This window comes from Pseudomonas sp. UBA2684 (assembly GCA_002354655.1).
Classification (GTDB): domain Bacteria; phylum Pseudomonadota; class Gammaproteobacteria; order Pseudomonadales; family Pseudomonadaceae; genus Aquipseudomonas.
Genome location: DELY01000029.1, coordinates 61,236 through 80,187 on the forward strand (window position 1 = coordinate 61,236; position 18,952 = coordinate 80,187).

At 63.0% G+C, this 18,952-nt stretch carries 14 protein-coding genes; 9 read left to right on the plus strand and 5 right to left on the minus strand.

Annotation, left to right across the window (positions count from 1 at the left end; all coding sequences use genetic code 11):
- Positions 1–109 precede the first annotated feature (109 nt).
- A complete protein-coding gene (locus B3M58_RS09950; RefSeq protein ID WP_296218728.1) occupies positions 110–1,339 on the minus strand; it encodes an acyl-CoA dehydrogenase in 1,230 nt (409 codons plus the stop codon).
- A 171-nt stretch (positions 1,340–1,510) separates the two neighbouring features.
- Here B3M58_RS09950 and B3M58_RS09955 point away from each other — a divergent pair, with 171 nt between their 5' ends.
- A complete protein-coding gene (locus tag B3M58_RS09955; protein WP_296218730.1) occupies positions 1,511–2,443 on the plus strand; it encodes a LysR family transcriptional regulator in 933 nt (310 codons plus the stop codon).
- Between the two features lie 462 nt (positions 2,444–2,905).
- Here the strand turns inward: B3M58_RS09955 and B3M58_RS09960 are convergent, their stop codons facing one another.
- From B3M58_RS09960 to B3M58_RS09975, 4 genes are all read right to left on the minus strand, one after another.
- On the minus strand, positions 2,906–3,925 hold the full coding sequence (locus tag B3M58_RS09960; protein ID WP_296218731.1) for a LacI family DNA-binding transcriptional regulator: 1,020 nt from the start codon (positions 3,923–3,925) through the stop codon (positions 2,906–2,908).
- Positions 3,926–4,041: 116 nt separating this feature from the next.
- Positions 4,042–5,055, minus strand: a complete 1,014-nt coding sequence (locus tag B3M58_RS09965; protein WP_296218732.1) for a TRAP transporter substrate-binding protein — start codon at positions 5,053–5,055, stop codon at positions 4,042–4,044.
- Positions 5,056–5,194: 139 nt separating this feature from the next.
- Positions 5,195–6,472 (minus strand): TRAP transporter large permease, encoded by a 1,278-nt coding sequence (locus tag B3M58_RS09970; protein ID WP_296218733.1) that lies wholly within the window; start codon positions 6,470–6,472, stop codon positions 5,195–5,197.
- Between the two features lie 63 nt (positions 6,473–6,535).
- Positions 6,536–7,603 (minus strand): gluconokinase, GntK/IdnK-type, encoded by a 1,068-nt coding sequence (locus tag B3M58_RS09975; protein ID WP_296218795.1) that lies wholly within the window; start codon positions 7,601–7,603, stop codon positions 6,536–6,538.
- Positions 7,604–7,964: 361 nt separating this feature from the next.
- Here B3M58_RS09975 and B3M58_RS09980 point away from each other — a divergent pair, with 361 nt between their 5' ends.
- From B3M58_RS09980 to B3M58_RS10015, 8 genes are all read left to right on the plus strand, one after another.
- Positions 7,965–8,366 (plus strand): MerR family transcriptional regulator, encoded by a 402-nt coding sequence (locus B3M58_RS09980; protein WP_296218734.1) that lies wholly within the window; start codon positions 7,965–7,967, stop codon positions 8,364–8,366.
- Positions 8,367–8,395: 29 nt separating this feature from the next.
- Positions 8,396–9,559 carry an isovaleryl-CoA dehydrogenase gene (locus tag B3M58_RS09985; RefSeq protein ID WP_296218735.1) on the plus strand — a complete coding sequence of 388 codons (1,164 nt, stop codon included), beginning with the start codon at positions 8,396–8,398 and terminating at the stop codon, positions 9,557–9,559.
- A 120-nt stretch (positions 9,560–9,679) separates the two neighbouring features.
- Positions 9,680–11,287 carry a carboxyl transferase domain-containing protein gene (locus B3M58_RS09990; RefSeq protein WP_296218797.1) on the plus strand — a complete coding sequence of 536 codons (1,608 nt, stop codon included), beginning with the start codon at positions 9,680–9,682 and terminating at the stop codon, positions 11,285–11,287.
- 106 nt (positions 11,288–11,393) lie between these two features.
- On the plus strand, positions 11,394–12,188 hold the full coding sequence (locus B3M58_RS09995; RefSeq protein ID WP_296218736.1) for a gamma-carboxygeranoyl-CoA hydratase: 795 nt from the start codon (positions 11,394–11,396) through the stop codon (positions 12,186–12,188).
- A gap of 64 nt (positions 12,189–12,252) precedes the next feature.
- Positions 12,253–14,244: an acetyl/propionyl/methylcrotonyl-CoA carboxylase subunit alpha gene (locus tag B3M58_RS10000; RefSeq protein ID WP_296218737.1), complete on the plus strand. Its 1,992-nt coding sequence runs from the start codon at positions 12,253–12,255 to the stop codon at positions 14,242–14,244.
- A 111-nt stretch (positions 14,245–14,355) separates the two neighbouring features.
- Entirely contained in the window at positions 14,356–15,258 is a 903-nt protein-coding gene (locus tag B3M58_RS10005; RefSeq protein WP_296218738.1) for a hydroxymethylglutaryl-CoA lyase, read from the plus strand.
- A gap of 256 nt (positions 15,259–15,514) precedes the next feature.
- Positions 15,515–17,470 (plus strand): acetoacetate--CoA ligase, encoded by a 1,956-nt coding sequence (locus B3M58_RS10010; protein WP_296218740.1) that lies wholly within the window; start codon positions 15,515–15,517, stop codon positions 17,468–17,470.
- A 279-nt stretch (positions 17,471–17,749) separates the two neighbouring features.
- Positions 17,750–18,724: a tetratricopeptide repeat protein gene (locus B3M58_RS10015; RefSeq protein ID WP_296218741.1), complete on the plus strand. Its 975-nt coding sequence runs from the start codon at positions 17,750–17,752 to the stop codon at positions 18,722–18,724.
- Positions 18,725–18,952: the final 228 nt, after the last annotated feature.

Below are 18,952 nucleotides of genomic sequence, written 5' to 3' on the forward strand. Positions count from 1 at the left end.
GCGCGGTTTCTCCTGCAACACGTCACTGGGACATAACCAACGAAAAGGCCCACAACGCTGTGGGCCTTTTTGCTTCACCGGGCCACTCAATGGCCCGACAACACCACTCTCAGCGGCTGGCTTTCATCACGTCCCGCGACACATACTTGCCGATCTCGAACTTGCCGATGGCCGCACGGTGCACTTCGTCCGGGCCGTCGGCCAGGCGCAGGGTGCGCTGCATGGCGTACCAGTAGGCCAGCGGGAAGTCGTTGGAAACCCCGGCGCCGCCGTGGATCTGAATGGCGCGGTCGATCACCTTGAGCGCCACATTGGGCGCCACCACCTTGATCTGGGCGATTTCGCTGGCGGCGATCTTGTTACCCACGGTGTCCATCATGTACGCCGCGTTCAGGGTCAACAGGCGCGCCATGTTGATTTCCATGCGCGAGTCGGCGATGTGATCGATGTTGCCGCCCAGGCGCGCCAACGGTTTGCCGAACGCGGTGCGGTTGATCGAGCGTTCGCACATCAGCTTCAGTGCGCGCTCGGCCATGCCGATGGAACGCATGCAGTGGTGGATGCGGCCTGGACCGAGGCGCCCTTGGGCGATCTCGAAACCACGGCCCTCACCGAGCAGCACGTTCTCATAAGGTACGCGGACGTTCTCGAACAGCACTTCGGCGTGGCCGTGTGGCGCGTCGTCGTAGCCGAACACCGGCAGCGGACGCACGACTTTCACCCCGGCAGCGTCCATCGGCACCAGAATCATCGAGTGCTGCTGGTGGCGCGGGCCGTCCGGGTTGGTCAGGCCCATGAAGATCATGATCTTGCAACGCGGGTCGCACGCGCCGGAGGTCCACCACTTGCGGCCGTTGATCACCCACTCGTCACCCTCGCGTACGGCACGGGCCTGCATGTTGGTGGCGTCGCTTGAGGCCACGCCCGGTTCGGTCATGGCGAACGCCGAGCGAATCTCGCCGCTGAGCAGCGGCTTCAGCCACTGTTCTTTCTGCGCCTCGTTGGCGTAGCGCACCAGCACTTCCATGTTGCCGGTGTCCGGCGCAGCGCAGTTGAACGGCTCGGGGCCGATCAGCGAACTGCCCATGATCTCGGCCAGCGGCGCGTATTCAGTATTGGTCAGGCCGGCACCGAGTTCGGACTCGGGCAGAAACAGGTTCCACAAGCCTTCGGCCTTGGCCTTGGCTTTCAGCTCTTCCATGATCGCGGTCGGCTGCCAGCGGTCACCTTGGTTGACCTGCTGCTCGAATACGGCCTCGGCCGGATAGACATGGGTCTCCATAAACGCAGTGACACGTTCACGCAGATCCTGAACCTTGGGGGAGTAGGCGAAATCCATGGGGAGCTACCTTCTGAGCGGCTGATTTTGGATGAATCGAGTGAGGTTTTACGGTGTGGAAATGATGCTAGAACAGCGCTTAAGATTTATCTAACCTATTTTCACCGTGTATAAACATTCATCACCGATATATGATCCACTGATGCGAACAACCCTCGGAGCGCGCTTGGTATGAATCTGAACAAGGTCGATCTCAACCTCTTTATCGTCTTCGATGCCATCTACACCGAGGCCAACCTGACCCGTGCCGGGCAGATCGTGGGCATCACCCAGCCGGCGGTATCCAACGCCCTCGCCCGCCTGCGCGAAACCTTCAACGATCCATTGTTCGTGCGCACCGCACAGGGCATGGTGCCGACGCCCATGGCGCAAAACATCATCGGCCCAGTGCGTAGCGCCTTGCAGCAATTGCGCATTTCCGTGCAGGAAAGCCGCACCTTCAATCCGCTGCAGGCGAACAAGACCTACCGCATCAGCATGACCGACCTCACCGAGGCGCTGGTGCTGCCGCCGCTGTTCCAGCGTCTGCGCCGTCTGGCACCGAACGTGATCATCGAAAGCATGCTCTCGCGCCGCCGCGAGACCACCAAGGAACTGGCCGCCGGGCGCCTCGACTTTGCCGTCGATGCACCGCTCAACACCGATCCACAGGTGCGCCACGTCAAGCTGATGGAAGACCGCTACGTCTGCGCCATGCGCAAGGGCCATCCGCTGGCCAAAGACAAGATCAGCCTGGACGAGTACCTGTCACTGACCCATATCCATATCTCCAGCCGCCGCAGTGGCCTCGGTTACATCGACCTGGCGCTGGGCAAGATGGGCATCCAGCGCAAGATTGCCCTGCGCTCGCAGCATTACCTGATGGCCTCCACCGTGATGCACAGCACCGACATGGCGATCACCGTGCCGGAGCGCTTCGCCCGGCGTAACGATCTGCACTATGTCGAGCTGCCGGTCAGCGACATGCCGACCCTGGAAAGCCACCTGTACTGGCACGAAAGCACCGACCAGGACCCGGCCAACCGCTGGATGCGCGAGCAGATCATCGAGATCTGCCAGCACGTCATCGCGCAGGAAAAGAAGACAGAAAAAGCATCAGCTTAATGTGCTAATACATTGATTAAAAAGGCTAACGGCCAATTAATAAGGCTATGTACTCGTTAACGGTTGTACGCAGATTCGATAGGGTGGGTTAGTGGCATTGAAGCGTGCTGGCAAAGCAACTGCGCAATCGGTGCGCCACATAACCCACCAAGCGCTAACCGGCCTATCCCCCTCTGGTGAGTTACGGCGCAACGGACTATGCAGCAGCTGTCCGTGGTCATGCACCTAACCGACCCTACGCATTACCGCGCTCCAGGCATCGCCTAGCCGGCTGCACGTTTCAACATATAGCGGGTACATAGCCATTAATATGGGATGAGCAGCCAGGCTTTTGTGGCTGCACTCTTGACCGCGACACACGCTCAAGGCCGGCCCAAAAGCTCGCGACCAAGGCCCCTCCTACCCAGCGCTGCACGGCGCTGGCGCGCGACAACAGTTAACGTTGCGATGGCAGACACCCCATCACGCGCTATCGCGGAGCACCAGTTCGAAGCCGACGTCGATACAGCGCTCGGCCGGCTGCTCGCCACGCATCAGGGTCAACAGCATTTCCCCGGCCAACTGACCAATGCGGCCACGGGTGGTGCGCACGGTTGTCAGCGCCGGGTGCACCCAGGCTGCCGCTGGCAGGTCGTTGAAACCGGCAATGGCCAGGCGTTGCGGCACCGCCAGGTCGAGTTGGCGCGCCCGAAACAGAGCGCCCAGGGCCAAATCGTCGTTGTTGAAAAACACCGCGTCGATTTGTGGATGCTGAAGCAGCAGCCGGTCAAGCAGGTTGGCGCCCAGGCTGATCGACGAAAGCTCCGGGGTCAGTAGTTCCAAGGTCGGGTTGTAGCGGTCATGCTCGCGCATGGCCTGCCGGTAACCCTCGGCGCGCTGCAAGGTACGCGGGTCGAGCTGCGCGGCAGCGAACGCGATATGCCGATAGCCACGCGCGATCAAGGCACGGGTCATCGCCGCCCCGGCATCCAGCTGGGAAAAGCCGACACAGTAGTCATCCTCGGCGTCGCTCAGTTCCATCATGGTCACGACCGGGCCGCGACAACTACCGAGAATCTCGCGCGCGGCATCGCTGCGCTCAAAACCGGTCACCAGCAGGCCGGCCGGCTGGTGCGCCAGGTAAGAACGCAGCAAGCGCTCGTCTTCCTCGGCATGGTAGTGACTGACGCCGATCATCATTTCGAAACCGGCGGGCATCAGAACCCGCTGGATGGCTTCGACCGTGTCGACGAACACCGAGTTGGACAACGACGGAATCACCACCGCCACCAGGTTCGACTTCGAACTGGCCAACGCCCGCGCGGCAGGATGGGGCACGTAACCCAGCAATTTTGCCGCCTGCATCACCTGCTCGCGCAGCGCATCGGAAACCCGCTCCGGTTGCGACAAGGCGCGCGAAGCAGACATCAGCGAGCAGCCGGCTGCCTTGGCCACATCGGACAGGGTGATGCGTTCGGCGGAGCGACGACGACGTGGGCTCATGACAGTTCCAGAAATAGCAGGCGGCGATTCTAGCAGCAGAAAAAAAGCGCGGGATACGCCGCCCTGTGCCGGCACCATGCAACGACCGGCGAATATGACGTATCCCGCGAAACCGATTAGTTAGAGGTCTTGGCCAACTCAGCCTGAACCTGATCGAACAGCGGTTGGCCGACGGTATCGATCACTTTCTGGATCGCCGGCTTGGCCTGTTCGCGCATGCGCTGCACCTCATCGGCGCTGATCTCGTTGACCTGCATGCCGCTGTCCTTGAGCAGCGCCAAGGCTTTGCTGGCCTCCGCACGAGTGTCCTGGCGCTCGAAATCGCGGGCCGTCTTCGCCGCGTCCAGCAGGATCTTCTGCTCGGTCTGCGACAAGCCGTCCCACCAGCGCTTGGACGCGGTGACGATCCATGGGCTGTACACGTGGTTGGTCACGGTGAGGTACTTCTGCACTTCGTAGAATTTCGACGAGAGGATGGTGTTGTAGGGGTTTTCCTGACCGTCCACCGCCTTGGTCTCCAGCGCGGTAAACAGCTCGGAGAACGGCAGCGGCACGGCATTGGCGCCCATCTGCTTGAAGGTGTCGAGGAACACCGGGTTCTGCATCACGCGCAACTTGATCCCGGAGAAATCCTCCAGCTTGGTAATCGGTCGCACGTTGTTGGTCATGTTGCGAAAGCCGTTTTCCCAGTACACCAGGCCCACCAGGCCCTTCTCTTCCAGTTTGTCCATTACCTGGCGGCCAACTGGGCCATCCAGCACCGCATCGGCCTGCTGTTCGCGGGTAAACAGGAACGGCGTATCCCAGACCGCCATTTCCTTGGTGATGCCGACCAGGGTGGCGGTGGAACCGACCATCATCTCTTGCGCACCACCGATCAACGCACTCTGCATCTGATCGTCCGAGCCCAGGCTGGCCGCGGCGAAGGTGCGCATTTTCAGCTTGCCCGCAGAAGCCTTGGCGACCTCCTCGGCGAACAACTTGGCCGCCCGGCCCTGGTTGCTGTTTTCGTTGAGGCCGTAACCGAAACGGATCATCCGCGAGCGGACTTCATCGGCGTGGGCGGTAAGCGTAGCGAGTGGGCTGCACAGCACAGCCGCGGTCAGCACAGCGATCAGCGGGCGTCTCATGAGGAAGTACCTTTATTGTTGTGAGATGAGTACCAATTGAACTTTGCCGCAGCAAAGCCGGCCTTGCCCGGTGGCGTGCCAGTCGTCACGCCGCCGGTTACCCCAGCGCCATGGCGCCGGGCGAAAGGTTTACGGGGCATCAGCGCAACCATGCCAGCGGCACCGTGACGATGGCCGGAAAGGCGATCAGCAGCGCGACGATGCCCAGGTAAATCAGGAAGAACGGCACCACGCCACGCACCAGCACTTCCATGCGCAGCTTGCCGATACCGCCGACCACGTTGAGCACCGTGCCCACTGGCGGCGTGATCAGACCGATGGAGCCGATCAGCACGAACATCACCCCGAAATACACCGGATCGACGCCGGCCTTGGCGGCGATGGGCGCCAACACCGGGGCGAGAATCAGGATGGTCGGGGTCAGGTCGAGCACCATGCCCACCGCAATCATCAGCAGCATGATCGCCAACACCAGCAACTGCGGGTGGTTGGCCAACGGGCCGAGCATCGCCCCGATCTCCTCGGGCAATTGCGCCAGGGTGACCATGTAGGCGGATACCGTGGCAGCGGCGCAGAGGAACATCACCGAGGCGGTGGTGCGGCTGGCGCGGGTCAGGGTTTCGGTCAAGGCCGTCCAACTCAGCTCGCGGTAAAGCAAGGTCGAAACGCCCAGGGCATACACCGCCGCGACCACGGCCGCTTCGGTCGGGGTGAAGATGCCAAAGCGCAAGCCGCCGACGATGATCACCGGCAGCATCAGCGCCGCCGCCCCGTCCACCAGCACGCGGCGGCGCTCGGCCTTGCTGGCCTTGGCCGGAGCCGGCTCGGTGAAACCACGGGCAATCAGCGACCAGGCGATGATCAACCCCACGCCCATGATCAGCCCTGGCACCAGGCCGGCCATGAACAGCTGACTGATCGAGGTGTTGGTCACCACGCCATAGATCACGAAGGGCATCGACGGCGGAATGATCGGCGCGATGATGCCGCCGGCGGCGACCAACCCCGCCGAGGAGTGCAACGGATAACCACGCTGGCGCATCATCGGCAGCAACAAAGTCGCCAGCGCCGCGGTATCGGCCAGCGCCGAGCCGGACATACTTGCCAGTAACACCGCCGCGGCAATCGCCACATACCCAAGGCCGCCGCGCAGGTGGCCGAAATAGGCCTGGGCCATGGCGATGATGCGTTTGGAAATACCACCGGCATTCATTAACTCGCCGGCAAGGATGAAAAACGGCACCGCCAGCAGCGGGAAGCTGTCAGCGCCGGCGAGCAGGTTCTGCGCCAGCAACTGCACATCCCAGAACTCCAGGTACCACATCAGCACCGCGCCGGTAAGAATCAGGGCGAACGCAATGGGCATGCCGAAGGCCATGAAACCCAACAGTGAAGAGAGGAAGACGGCGACAGTCATCAGCAGGTCCTCGGTGGGCATTGCCCAGTGTTGTTATTAGAAAAGTGCAGCATGGCGCGCCACTCAATCGACCGTGACATTGGCCAGCGCCGACTGCTCGGCGGGACGCCGCCAGACATTCACCAGCTGTACCAACGCCAATACGGCCAACACGGCCATACAGGCCAGTACCGGCACCATCGCCAGCGCCACCGGGTAACCGACCACCGTGCTGACATTGCCCCAGCCGTACTGCACCTGATTCCACGCGCCCCAGGCTGAAAGCACGCTGGCCGCCGCGACCAGCAACCAACTCGCCGAATCGAGCAGGCGCCGACTGGCCAGCGGAAAGCGATCGCGAATCATGCGGAAGGTCATCAGCTCGCCACGGCGCATGCTCGAAGCCACCCCGACAAACACCAGCCAGACAAAAGCCAGCCGCGACAGCTCCTCGGCACCCGCCCAGCCGGTGCCGAAGGCATACCGCAGCACCACGTTGCCGAACACCGCGGCGACCATAAAAGCCATCAGCGCGGCCATCATGCCGTCGGTCAGGCGGTCGAACAGGCGCGCCAAGCCGCCGCTGTAGATCGGTTCGGCGGTCGAGTGCGATTCATGGTTAGCGCTATCAAATGCCGGCGCAGAAAATCTCACCGCCGCTGTCGCCTGCTCTTCCCGGGCCAACCAGGCGCAGACCTGCGTCACCACTGCCGCGCGGTTCTGCGCGGCGCTGACGACCAATACATGCGACTCGCCGCTGGGTGTTTCCAGGGTGGAGAACTGGCTGTCGACCAGCGAGGTGGGCATGAAATGCCCAGGGCGCGCACCGACCCGCTGCAAGGCGGTGGCCTGATCGATATCCAAGTGAGCGAACTGCAAGCCCGGTACAGCGGCGCGCAGACGCTCGCGGTAAGTGCGCTTCAGCGCAGAACAGGCGAGCACAAAACCTTCTCCGCTGGCTTGCGCCGCAAGCATCTCGGCAATCAACGAATCGAGCCAGTGAATGCGGTCGTCATCGCTCAGCGGAATGCCGGCGCGCATCCGCTCGACGTTTTCGCGGGGGTGGAAATGATCGGCCTCGATGTGCCGCCAACCGAGTGCGGCCGCCACGGCCTGACTGATCTCGGTCTTGCCGGAGCCGCTGACGCCCATCACCACCAGAGTGAGGCGAGCCGGGCCAGCAGCGTGGGCAGAAGGGATAGCCTGCATAGATTCTCCTGGGCACCATCGCTGTGGGCCGCTCATTGTTTGGGCGGATGTTAGCGCTAACAAAACTGTTCGACAACCCTACGCCAGATAATTTTTCAACATCGCTACCCAGTGCAGTCACGTGCTTTACGCGTTGCATAAGCAGCCAGGCTTTTGCGGGTCTCGCGCTCTGGGCAGGAGTCCGGCATACGCGGCGTTCGCTCGGTCGGCATGCGCCTTGAGCAATCCCCTGTCAGTTGGGGCCGTTGCTTGACACGCCGCTGCCGCAGCCTTACGTTAACGTAAAGGTAAATGCGAGAAACCCATGTCCACACTCACCTACTCCATTTCCGACCTGGCCCGCGAGCTGGATATCACCACCCGTGCCATCCGCTTCTATGAAGAGCAGCAGATGCTCAGCCCCGAGCGGCGCGGCCAGGAGCGCATCTACACCGCCAAAGATAAGGTCACCCTCAAGCTGATCCTGCGCGGCAAGCGCATCGGCTTCTCCCTCGCCGAATGCAAGGAACTGATCGAGCTGTACGACCCGGTGCACGGCAATCGCAAGCAGCTGGAAACCTTTATGACGAAAATCGCCGAGCGGCGGACTCAGCTTGAACAGCAGCTTTTGGACATTCAGCAGATGCAACTGGAGCTGGATACCGCGCAAGAGCGCTGCCTGACTGCATTAGCTGAAACAGATAAAAAACAAAAAGTTATCTCCTGAACTTAATTCGAACAATTACAGGTGGAACCATGAGCTATCCGTCCCTCAACTTCGCCCTCGGCGAAACCATCGACATGCTGCGCGAGCAGACCCAGGCCTTCGTTGCCAGCGAACTGGCCCCGCGTGCCGCCGCCATCGACAGCGACAACCAGTTCCCCGCAGATATGTGGAAGAAGTTCGGTGATATGGGCCTGCTCGGCATCACCGTCGAGGAAGAGTACGGCGGCTCCGGCCTGGGCTACCTGGCCCACGTCATCGCCATGGAAGAGATCAGCCGCGCCTCGGCCTCGGTGGCTCTGTCCTACGGCGCGCACTCCAACCTCTGCGTCAACCAGATCAAGCGCAACGGCAGCGCCGCGCAGAAAGCCAAGTACCTGCCCAAACTCGTCTCCGGCGAGCATATCGGCGCCCTGGCGATGAGCGAGCCCAACGCCGGTTCTGACGTAGTCAGCATGAAGCTGCGCGCCGACAAGCAAGGCGACCGCTACGTGCTCAACGGCAGCAAGACCTGGATCACCAATGGCCCGGATGCCAACACCTACGTGATCTACGCCAAGACCGACCTGGACAAGGGCGCGCACGGCATCAGCGCCTTTATTGTCGAGCGCGACTGGAAGGGTTTCAGCCGCGGCAGCAAGTTCGACAAGCTCGGCATGCGCGGCTCCAACACCTGCGAGCTGTTCTTCGACAACGTCGAAGTGCCGGAAGAAAACGTGCTCGGCCAGCTCAATGGTGGTGTGCGCGTGCTGATGAGCGGCCTCGACTACGAGCGCGTGGTGCTCTCCGGTGGCCCAACCGGGATCATGCAGGCCTGCATGGATGTGATCGTGCCCTATATCCACGACCGCAAGCAGTTCGGCCAGAGCATCGGCGAATTCCAACTGATTCAGGGCAAGGTCGCCGATATGTACACCCAGCTCAACGCCAGTCGCGCCTACCTGTATGCCGTGGCCCAAGCCTGCGACCGTGGCGAAACCACACGCAAGGACGCCGCCGGGGTGATCCTCTACACCGCCGAGCGCGCCACGCAGATGGCCCTGGACGCGATCCAGATTCTCGGCGGCAACGGCTATATCAACGAATACCCCACAGGCCGCCTGCTGCGCGACGCCAAGCTCTACGAGATCGGTGCCGGCACCAGTGAAATCCGCCGCATGCTGATCGGCCGCGAGCTGTTCAACGAAACCAAATGATGGTTTCGCGCGCGCTGCGTATTTGTAGGGTGGACATGCCGCAGCGCGGCTTGTCCACCGGGGCACCCCTTTATTGGTGGACAAGGCTACGCCATGTCCACCCTACGCCTTGAGGTTCTCATGGCCATTCTGCACACCCAGATCAACACCCGCTCCCCGGAGTTCGCCGCCAATAGCGCGGCGATGCTCAGCCAGGTCAACGACCTGCGCGCCCTGCTCGCCCGCGTTCATCAAGGTGGCGGCGCCAAGGCTCAGGAGCGTCACACCTCGCGCGGCAAGCTGCTGCCGCGGGAACGGATCAACCGCCTGCTGGATATCGGCTCCCCGTTCCTCGAAATCGGCCAACTGGCCGCCCACGAGGTGTATGGCGAAGAGGTGCCGGCGGCTGGCGTGGTGGCCGGTATCGGCCGGGTCGAGGGCGTGGAATGCATGATCGTGGCCAACGACGCCACGGTAAAAGGCGGCAGCTACTACCCGCTGACAGTGAAAAAACACCTGCGCGCGCAGACCATCGCTCAGCAGAATCGCCTGCCGTGCATCTACCTGGTCGACTCCGGCGGCGCCAACCTGCCGCGTCAGGATGAGGTGTTCCCCGATCGCGAGCACTTCGGCCGGATTTTCTTCAACCAGGCCAATATGTCCGCCATGGGCATCCCGCAGATCGCCGTGGTGATGGGCTCCTGCACCGCTGGCGGGGCCTACGTGCCGGCCATGGCGGACGAGGCGATCATGGTGCGTAACCAGGCCACCATCTTCCTCGCCGGCCCGCCGCTGGTAAAAGCCGCCACCGGTGAAGTGGTCAGCGCCGAAGACCTCGGCGGTGCCGATGTGCACTGCAAGACCAGCGGCGTAGCCGACCATTACGCTGACAACGATGAACATGCCCTGGCCCTGGCGCGGCGCAGCATCAGCAATCTGAACTGGCGCAAACTCGGCGTGCTGAATAACCGTGCGCCGATCAACCCGCTGTACAGCGGCGAAGAGCTGTACGGAGTGATTCCGGCGGACGCCAAACAGCCGTTCGATGTGCGTGAAGTGATCGCCCGCACCGTTGATGGCAGCGTGTTCGATGAGTTCAAGGCGCTGTTCGGCGCAACCCTGGTCTGCGGGTTTGCGCATATACATGGCTATCCGGTGGCGATCCTCGCCAATAACGGGATTCTATTCGCTGAATCTGCGCAGAAAGGCGCGCACTTTATCGAGCTGGCCTGCCAGCGCGGCATTCCCCTGCTGTTCCTGCAGAACATCACCGGCTTTATGGTCGGGCAGAAGTACGAAGCCGGCGGTATCGCCAAGCACGGGGCCAAGCTGGTCAACGCGGTGGCCTGCGCCAAAGTGCCGAAATTCACCGTGATCATCGGCGGCAGCTTCGGTGCCGGTAATTACGGCATGTGCGGCCGCGCCTACGATCCACGCTTCTTGTGGATGTGGCCCAACGCGCGCATCGGCGTAATGGGCGCCGAACAGGCCGCCGGCGTACTGGTGCAGGTTAAACACGAACAAGCCGCCCGCGCCGGGCAGAGCTTCAGCGCCGAGGAAGAGGCCAAGCTCAAGCAGCCGATCCTCGAGCAGTACGAGCGCCAGGGCCATCCGTACTACTCCAGCGCGCGCCTATGGGATGACGGTGTTATCGACCCGGCGCAGACCCGCGAGGTACTCGGCCTGGCGCTGTCTGCCAGCCTGAATGCACCAATTGAGCCGACCACCTTTGGCGTGTTCCGCATGTAACTGGTGGGAGGGGCTTTAGCCGTGAGCTTTTCATGAGTGTCGCGGCTAAAGCGGATCGCCGCCCGGCCCCTTCCACAGAGCTAACTTATTTTATCGAGTCGAACATATGACCGATTTCAGCACCATCGAACTGCAAACAGACCCGCGCGGCTTTGCCACCCTCTGGCTCAATCGCGCGGACAAAAACAACGCCTTTAACGCCGAGATGATCCGCGAGCTGATTCTCGCCCTCGACGCGGTAATGGCCGATAAAACCCTGCGCTTCCTGCTGTTGCGCGGCCGCGGCAAGCACTTCTCTGCCGGTGCCGATCTGGCCTGGATGCAGCACGCCGCGACGCTGGACTACAACGCCAACCTGGCCGACTCCCGCGAGCTGGCCGAGCTGATGCACAACCTCTATCAGCTGAAGATCCCGACCCTGGCCGTGGTGCAAGGCGCGGCCTTTGGTGGCGCGCTGGGTTTGATCAGCTGCTGCGATATGGCCATCGGCACCGTTGACGCCCAGCTGTGCCTGTCCGAAGTACGCATCGGCCTGGCACCGGCGGTAATCAGCCCCTTTGTCGTGCAGGCCATCGGCGAGCGTGCAGCGCGGCTCTATGCCCTGACCGCCGAGCGCTTTAGCGGCCAGCGCGCCCAGGAGCTGGGACTGTTTGCCGAGTGCTACCCGGCAGACCAGCTCGATGGCGCGGTAAGCGCCTGGGTCGATAACCTGCTGCTCAACAGCCCGCAGGCCATGCTGGCGAGCAAGGACCTGCTGCGCGAAGTCGGCAGCGGCGTGCTGACTCCGGCGCTGCGCCGATATACCGAGAACGCGATTGCCCGTATCCGCGTCAGCCCCGAAGGCCAGGAAGGTCTGCGGGCCTTTCTGGATAAACGCAAGCCCGCCTGGCAGGAGCAATAAGCATGAATATCCCCCGCAATAGCTGGCTGGATAAACGTCCAAACCTGCGGCAGGAGCCACAAGCATGAGCCTCAAGCCTATCGATACCCTGCTGGTGGCCAACCGTGGCGAAATTGCCTGCCGGGTGATGCGCACGGCCAAGGCCATGGGCATCCAGACCGTGGCGGTGCACAGCGCCATCGACGCCAGCGCCCGCCATGTGCGCGAGGCCGATCAGGCGGTGAATCTCGGCGGTGCCAAACCGGCCGACAGCTACCTGCTGGTGGACAAACTGATTGCCGCGGCCAAGGCCAGTGGTGCCCAGGCGATTCACCCGGGTTATGGCTTTCTCTCGGAAAACGCCGGCTTTGCCCGCGCCATCGAAGCCGCCGGCCTGATCTTTCTCGGCCCGCCCGCCAGCGCCATTGACGCCATGGGCAGCAAGTCCGCCGCCAAGGCACTGATGGAAACCGCTGGCGTGCCACTGGTGCCGGGTTATCACGGCGCAGCGCAGGATATAGAAACCTTCCGCGCCGCCTCGAACGCAATCGGCTACCCGGTGCTGCTCAAGGCTGCCGCCGGTGGTGGCGGCAAGGGCATGAAGGTGGTCGAGGCTGAGAACCAACTGGCCGAAGCCCTGGCCAGCGCCCAGCGCGAGGCGCAATCGTCGTTCGGCGATTCACGCATGCTGGTGGAAAAGTACGTACTCAAGCCACGCCATGTGGAAATCCAGGTGTTTGCCGACCAGCACGGCCACTGCCTGTACCTGAATGAGCGCGATTGCTCAATCCAGCGTCGCCATCAGAAGGTCGTCGAGGAAGCCCCGGCTCCAGGGCTGTCAGCGGAGCGGAGCCGCGCCATGGGCGAGGCGGCAGTCAAGGCCGCCCAGGCCATCGGTTATGTCGGTGCCGGCACCGTGGAATTTCTCCTGGATGAGCGCGGCGACTTCTTCTTTATGGAGATGAACACCCGCCTGCAGGTGGAACACCCGGTCACCGAACTGATCACCGGCCTGGATCTGGTCGCCTGGCAGATTCGCGTGGCCCGTGGCGAGCCTCTGCCGCTGACTCAGGAACAGGTGCCGCTGATTGGCCACGCCATCGAGGTGCGGCTGTATGCGGAAGACCCGGACAACGACTTCCTGCCGGCCACCGGCACCCTGGCGCTGTACCGCGAAGCCGCCGCCGGCCCAGGCCGCCGGGTAGACAGCGGCGTCAGCGAAGGCGATGAAGTCTCACCCTTTTATGACCCGATGCTCGGCAAGCTGATTGCCTGGGGCGAAAACCGCGAAGAGGCGCGCCTGCGCCTGCTGGCCATGCTCAAGGAAACCTGCGTGGGCGGGGTTCGCACCAACCTGGCGTTTCTTACCCGCGTGCTGGCCCATCCAGCCTTTGCCGCTGCGCAGCTGGATACCGGCTTTATTCCGCGTCACGAAGCACAGCTGTTGCCGCCGGTGAGCGAGCTGCCGGCCGAATTCTGGCAACTGGCCGCCGAGGCGTTTGTGCAGAGCGCCGCACCGCTGCAACGCCTCGACGATGCGCATTCTCCCTGGAGCAACCACAGCGGCCTGCGTCTGGGCCTGCCGGCGGAAACCGATCTGCACCTGGTCTGCAATGGCAGCGCGCGCAAAGTACGTCCTAACGCAAGCGCACACCTGGATGGCGATTGGTTGACTTGTAGGAGCGAGCTTGCTCGCGATACCGCGATCGCGAGCAAGCGCGCTCCTACAGAGGTAGAGCGCCGCCTGCGGGCCATCCGCCAGGGCGATACCCTGTATCTGCAATGGCGCGGCGAGCTGCACGCAGTCACCCGCTTTGACCCGATTGCCGAAGTCGAAGCCAGCCATCAGCACCACGGCGGCCTCACCGCCCCCATGAACGGCAGCATCGTGCGGGTGCTGGTCGAGGCCGGTCAGGCGGTGGAGGGCGGTACCGCCCTGGTGGTGCTGGAAGCAATGAAGATGGAACACAGCATCCGCGCCCCGCATGCCGGCACCGTCAAGGCGCTGTATTGCAGCGAGGGCGAGATGGTCAGCGAAGGCACAGTGCTGGTAGAGCTCGACGAAGCCAGCGCATAAACGCATATGTGGGAGGGGCTTTAGCCGCGACAAGCGATAAAAAGCTCGCGGCTAAAGCCCCTCCCACAGGTAGTCAGTGCGATACCCATCGAGATAAATAACGAGGCAACCATGAACCTACCCAAACAAGTCCGCCTGGTCGAAGTCGGCCCGCGCGACGGTTTGCAGAACGAGCAACAGCCGATCAGCGTGGCCGACAAGGTGCGCCTGGTCGATGACCTGTCCGCCGCTGGCCTGGGCTATATCGAAGTCGGCAGCTTTGTCTCGCCCAAGTGGGTGCCGCAGATGGCCGGCAGCGCCGAGGTGTTTGCACAGATCCAGCAACGGCCAGGCGTTACCTATGCCGCGCTGGCGCCCAACCTGCAGGGGTTCGAGGCCGCACTGGCCGCCGGGGTCAAGGAAGTCGCGGTGTTTGCCGCGGCCTCGGAGGCCTTCTCGCAGAAAAATATCAACTGTTCGATCAGCGAAAGCCTGGAGCGTTTCGTGCCGCTGATGGACGCCGCCAAGCAGCACGGCGTGCGCGTGCGCGGCTACGTGTCCTGCGTGCTCGGCTGCCCCTACGAAGGCAACGTGCCGCCCGAGCAGGTGGCCAGCGTCGCCCGCGAGCTGTTCGCCATGGGCTGCTACGAAGTCTCGCTGGGCGACACCATCGGCAGCGGCACCGCCGGCGACACCCGCCGTCTGATCGAAGTGGTTGGCCGCGATATCCCTAGAGGCAAATTGGCCGGGCACTTTCATGACACCTACGGCCAGGCCCTGGCCAACATCTACGCCAGCCTGCTCGAAGGCATCAGCGTGTTCGACAGCTCGGTCGCCGGCCTGGGCGGCTGCCCCTACGCCAAAGGCGCCACCGGCAATGTCGCCACCGAAGATGTGCTGTACCTGCTCAATGGGCTGGGCATCGCCACCGGCATCGACATGGACAAATTGATCGGCGCCGGCCAGCGCATTTGTGCGGTACTCGACAAGCCCAACGGCTCGCGGGTGGCGCGGGCGCGGCTGGCCAGCGCGTAGGGTAGACATGCCGCAGGCGTGTCCACCATTCAGATCGCGTGGCGGACCAGGCTTCGCCGTGTCCGCCCTGCCCGCGTCGGGCTTTGTTTACCAGAGCGCGTCACAAAACCGCTACAACAGCCGCCAGGTCGGCAGCCGAGCAATAAGGGTCGCTAGCGTTCAAGGCGCCCGTCGATCAGTCGGCTAGCGTGCCCTCTGCCGTGCAAAACGGCGATTCATGACAAGAATGACAGCAAGAGCCGAACGAGGAATCGACATGCAACAGCCCCTGTGGACGCCTTCCGCCGAGCGTATCGCCGCTACCCGGATGGACGCCTTCCGCCGCTTCGTCAATCAGCGCCACGGCCTGCAACTGGCCGACTACCCGGCCCTGCACGCCTGGAGCGTGACGCAGCGCGAGGCCTTCTGGCAGGCGATTGTCGAGTTTTTCGAGGTGCGTTTCAGCCAACAGCCCAGCGCTGTATTGCATGAAGGCAGCGCCATGCCCAGCGCGCAGTGGTTCCCCGGCGCCACGCTGAATTTTGCCGAACACCTGCTGCGCCGCCGCGACGATCACCCTGCCCTGATCACCATTGGCGAGGATGGCACACGCGAGCAACTGAGCTATGCCGAGCTGGCTGAGCATGTCGCCGGGCTGCAAAAAAGCCTGCGTGCCGCTGGCGTCGGCATCGGTGACCGCGTGGCGGCCTTTATGCCCAACACCTGGCAAGCCGTGGTCGGTATGCTCGCCGCCAGCAGCCTCGGTGCGACCTGGTCGAGCTGCTCGCCGGACTTCGGCACCCAGGGCGTGATCGACCGTTTCGGCCAGATCGAACCCAAGGTGCTGATCGCCGCTGCCGGCTACCGCTACGCCGGTAAGAACCTCGACCTGACCGGCAAACTCAACGAAATCCTCGAGCGCCTGCCCTCGCTTAAACAGCTGATTGTGCTGCCCTACTCCAATCCCCAGGCCAAAGCCGCCGACTTCCATGCCTCAGCCAAGGTCGCGCTGTGGCAGGATTTCTACCAGCCCGGCGGCGAGCCCGAATTCACTCAGGTCGCCTTCGATCACCCGCTGTATATCCTCTATTCCAGCGGCACCACCGGCGTGCCCAAGTGCATCGTTCACGGTACCGGCGGCACCTTGCTGCAACACATCAAGGAACTGGGTCTGCACACCGACCTGCATGCCGACGACACCTTGTTCTACTACACCACCTGCGGCTGGATGATGTGGAACTGGTTGGTCTCGGGCCTGGCCCTGGGCGCGACCCTGGTGCTGTTCGACGGCTCGCCCTTCCACCCGGGTGCCGAGCGCCTGATCGATTTAATCGATGCGGAAAACATCAGCATCTTCGGTACCAGCGCCAAGTTTCTCGCGGCACTGGAAAAGGCTGGGGCTAAACCGGGCAAGACGCATCAGCTGCAACGCCTGAAGGCCATTCTCTCAACCGGCTCGCCGCTGTCCCACGAGAGCTTCGAGTACGTCTACCGCGAGATCAAAGCCGATCTCTGCCTGTCGTCGATCTCCGGCGGCACCGATATCGTTTCCTGCTTCGCCCTCGGCAACCCGGTACTGCCGGTATGGCGTGGCGAGCTGCAGTGCAAGGGCTTGGGCATGGACGTGCAGGTGTGGAACGACGCCGGGCAAGCGGTGACTGGCGAGAAAGGCGAGTTGGTCTGCGCGCAGCATTTTCCGTCGATGCCGGTGGGTTTCTGGAATGACCCCGAGGGCGCCAAGCTCCAGGCGGCCTACTTCGAAACTTTCCCCGGAATCTGGGCCCACGGCGACTACGCCGAAGAAACCGCACGCGGCGGCCTGGTGATTCACGGCCGCTCCGACGCCGTGCTCAACCCAGGCGGCGTGCGCATCGGTACCGCCGAGATCTACCGCCAGGTGGAAAAAATCGAAGCCGTACTGGAATCCATCGCCATCGGTCAGGAGTGGGACGACGATGTACGCGTGGTGCTGTTTGTGCGTCTGCGCGATGGCGTCGAACTGACCGACGCGTTGCAAGCGCAGATTTGCCAGGTGATCCGCGCCAACACCACAGCGCGTCATGTACCGGCGAAGATCATTGCCGTGGCGGATATCCCGCGCACCATCAGCGGCAAGATAGTCGAGCTGGCGGTGCGCAATGTGGTGCACGGCAAACCGGTGAAAAACACCGACGCTCTGGCCAACCCACTGGCGCTGGAGTTGTACCGCGACCTGCCACAGCTCAAAGCCTAGCCAGCAACTGAGCACACGTTGAGCTGAGCCGAATAAACCGCGTATCCGGCTCAACAACGCCCCCGGCGGACCTCGCAAGCGTCACTGTCGACGCGTTGACCTTCGCCTCCCCACGCTGACCTGCTTGGCGAGCGCATAAAGGTCGCGCTCGCCAAAGCGCCCTAAAACCTTGGTCGTACTGACTCGGCACCTTTGCAGCACAGACGCGCCGACAAGCCGTTGCTAGCGTCGATTCTCTCCTGCGCCACCACGCGTAGACGCCACAGAAGGTAACCGACCATGCTTCGCGCCCCCGCTTCTTACCGTCAATATGCGGCTGGCCTGGCCATCGCGCTGTGCTGCTCGAACCCCGCCGCAGGGGCCTCGCAAGAGCAAATCGCCCGCGAAATGATCCAGGTGCTGGAAGCCTATGCGGTATACAAAATGGGGGACTTCGACGAAGCCTACAGCCGTTACCTGACGCTGGCCGAAGCCGGCAACCGGCAAGGCATGCTGAATGTCGGCAATATGCACGCGGCGGGCCTGGCGGTGCCGCAAAACCATGAGACGGCGTTGCGCTGGTATCGACGCGCGGCGGATACAGGCGATGCCATCGGCATGTACGAGGTCGGCCGGGCCTACGCCGAAGGCTTGGGCGTCGCTCCGGATGCGGCCAAGGCTGCCGAGTGGTACCAGCGCGCGGCCGAATTGGATAACAGCTCCGCACAATGGGCGCTGGGTAAAAACCTCTACGCGCAAGGCAACCGGCTGGCCGGCCTGAGCTGGATTCGCACCGCCGCCCGGCAAGGCGATAATCCGACCGCCACGCAGTTTCTCAGCCGCATCGAAGGCCACAACCCAGGCGGCACGACACCCAGCGCGGCCCAACGCGCCGCCGTACTCGACACCCTGGCGGCTGCCGACAGCGCCGCGCAACGACGAGATGCCCAGGGCATCGTCAGCGGGCTCAGCCCCCAGGCGCAGATCCGCGTGCGCCTGCCCGGCGGCGCCTGGGACAGCCTCAGCAAAGCGCAACTGGCGGCGCTCTGGCAGGCCACCTTCGACCGCGTAGAAGGCTACGAGTCTCAGCGCTCGGAGCCGGAGCTGTTGACAGCCGAAGGGCGCATCATGGCCTTCTCGACCATCACCGAGCACCTGCAAGCACCCGGCGCTACCCAGGTATTGGAAATCCATGAAAACGCCACATTGCAGCTCGTCGCAGGCAAAGCACTGATCCACAGCTTGCGCCTGGACATACGCCGCCAGGGCGAATGAACCGCCGCGCTCGCCTGGGGCTAGCGGCCACCTGCCACGATGTGGATGATGGGCTCGACCTGCCCCCGCGGAGCAACATCGGTATGCAAGGGAATCCAGTTCGTTGTCGCGGACTACCTGCGCTCAAAGGCAGCTCTTCGGTTTCTTTTGATGTGATGACAGCGGGCGCAAAAAGCGCCCTGTAAGGGCATATAGGCTGTGGCCAAGCGCTAGCCTGATCCGGGCCTG

Coding starts and splice junctions, on each gene's coding strand:
- B3M58_RS09950 (WP_296218728.1), bottom strand. CDS start 1,339: ATGGATTTCGCCTACTCCCCCAAGGTTCAGGATCTGCGTGAACGTGTC.
- B3M58_RS09955 (WP_296218730.1), top strand. CDS start 1,511: ATGAATCTGAACAAGGTCGATCTCAACCTCTTTATCGTCTTCGATGCC.
- B3M58_RS09960 (WP_296218731.1), bottom strand. CDS start 3,925: ATGAGCCCACGTCGTCGTCGCTCCGCCGAACGCATCACCCTGTCCGAT.
- B3M58_RS09965 (WP_296218732.1), bottom strand. CDS start 5,055: ATGAGACGCCCGCTGATCGCTGTGCTGACCGCGGCTGTGCTGTGCAGC.
- B3M58_RS09970 (WP_296218733.1), bottom strand. CDS start 6,472: ATGACTGTCGCCGTCTTCCTCTCTTCACTGTTGGGTTTCATGGCCTTC.
- B3M58_RS09975 (WP_296218795.1), bottom strand. CDS start 7,603: ATGGGCGTCAGCGGCTCCGGCAAGACCGAGATCAGTCAGGCCGTGGCG.
- B3M58_RS09980 (WP_296218734.1), top strand. CDS start 7,965: ATGTCCACACTCACCTACTCCATTTCCGACCTGGCCCGCGAGCTGGAT.
- B3M58_RS09985 (WP_296218735.1), top strand. CDS start 8,396: ATGAGCTATCCGTCCCTCAACTTCGCCCTCGGCGAAACCATCGACATG.
- B3M58_RS09990 (WP_296218797.1), top strand. CDS start 9,680: ATGGCCATTCTGCACACCCAGATCAACACCCGCTCCCCGGAGTTCGCC.
- B3M58_RS09995 (WP_296218736.1), top strand. CDS start 11,394: ATGACCGATTTCAGCACCATCGAACTGCAAACAGACCCGCGCGGCTTT.
- B3M58_RS10000 (WP_296218737.1), top strand. CDS start 12,253: ATGAGCCTCAAGCCTATCGATACCCTGCTGGTGGCCAACCGTGGCGAA.
- B3M58_RS10005 (WP_296218738.1), top strand. CDS start 14,356: ATGAACCTACCCAAACAAGTCCGCCTGGTCGAAGTCGGCCCGCGCGAC.
- B3M58_RS10010 (WP_296218740.1), top strand. CDS start 15,515: ATGCAACAGCCCCTGTGGACGCCTTCCGCCGAGCGTATCGCCGCTACC.
- B3M58_RS10015 (WP_296218741.1), top strand. CDS start 17,750: ATGCTTCGCGCCCCCGCTTCTTACCGTCAATATGCGGCTGGCCTGGCC.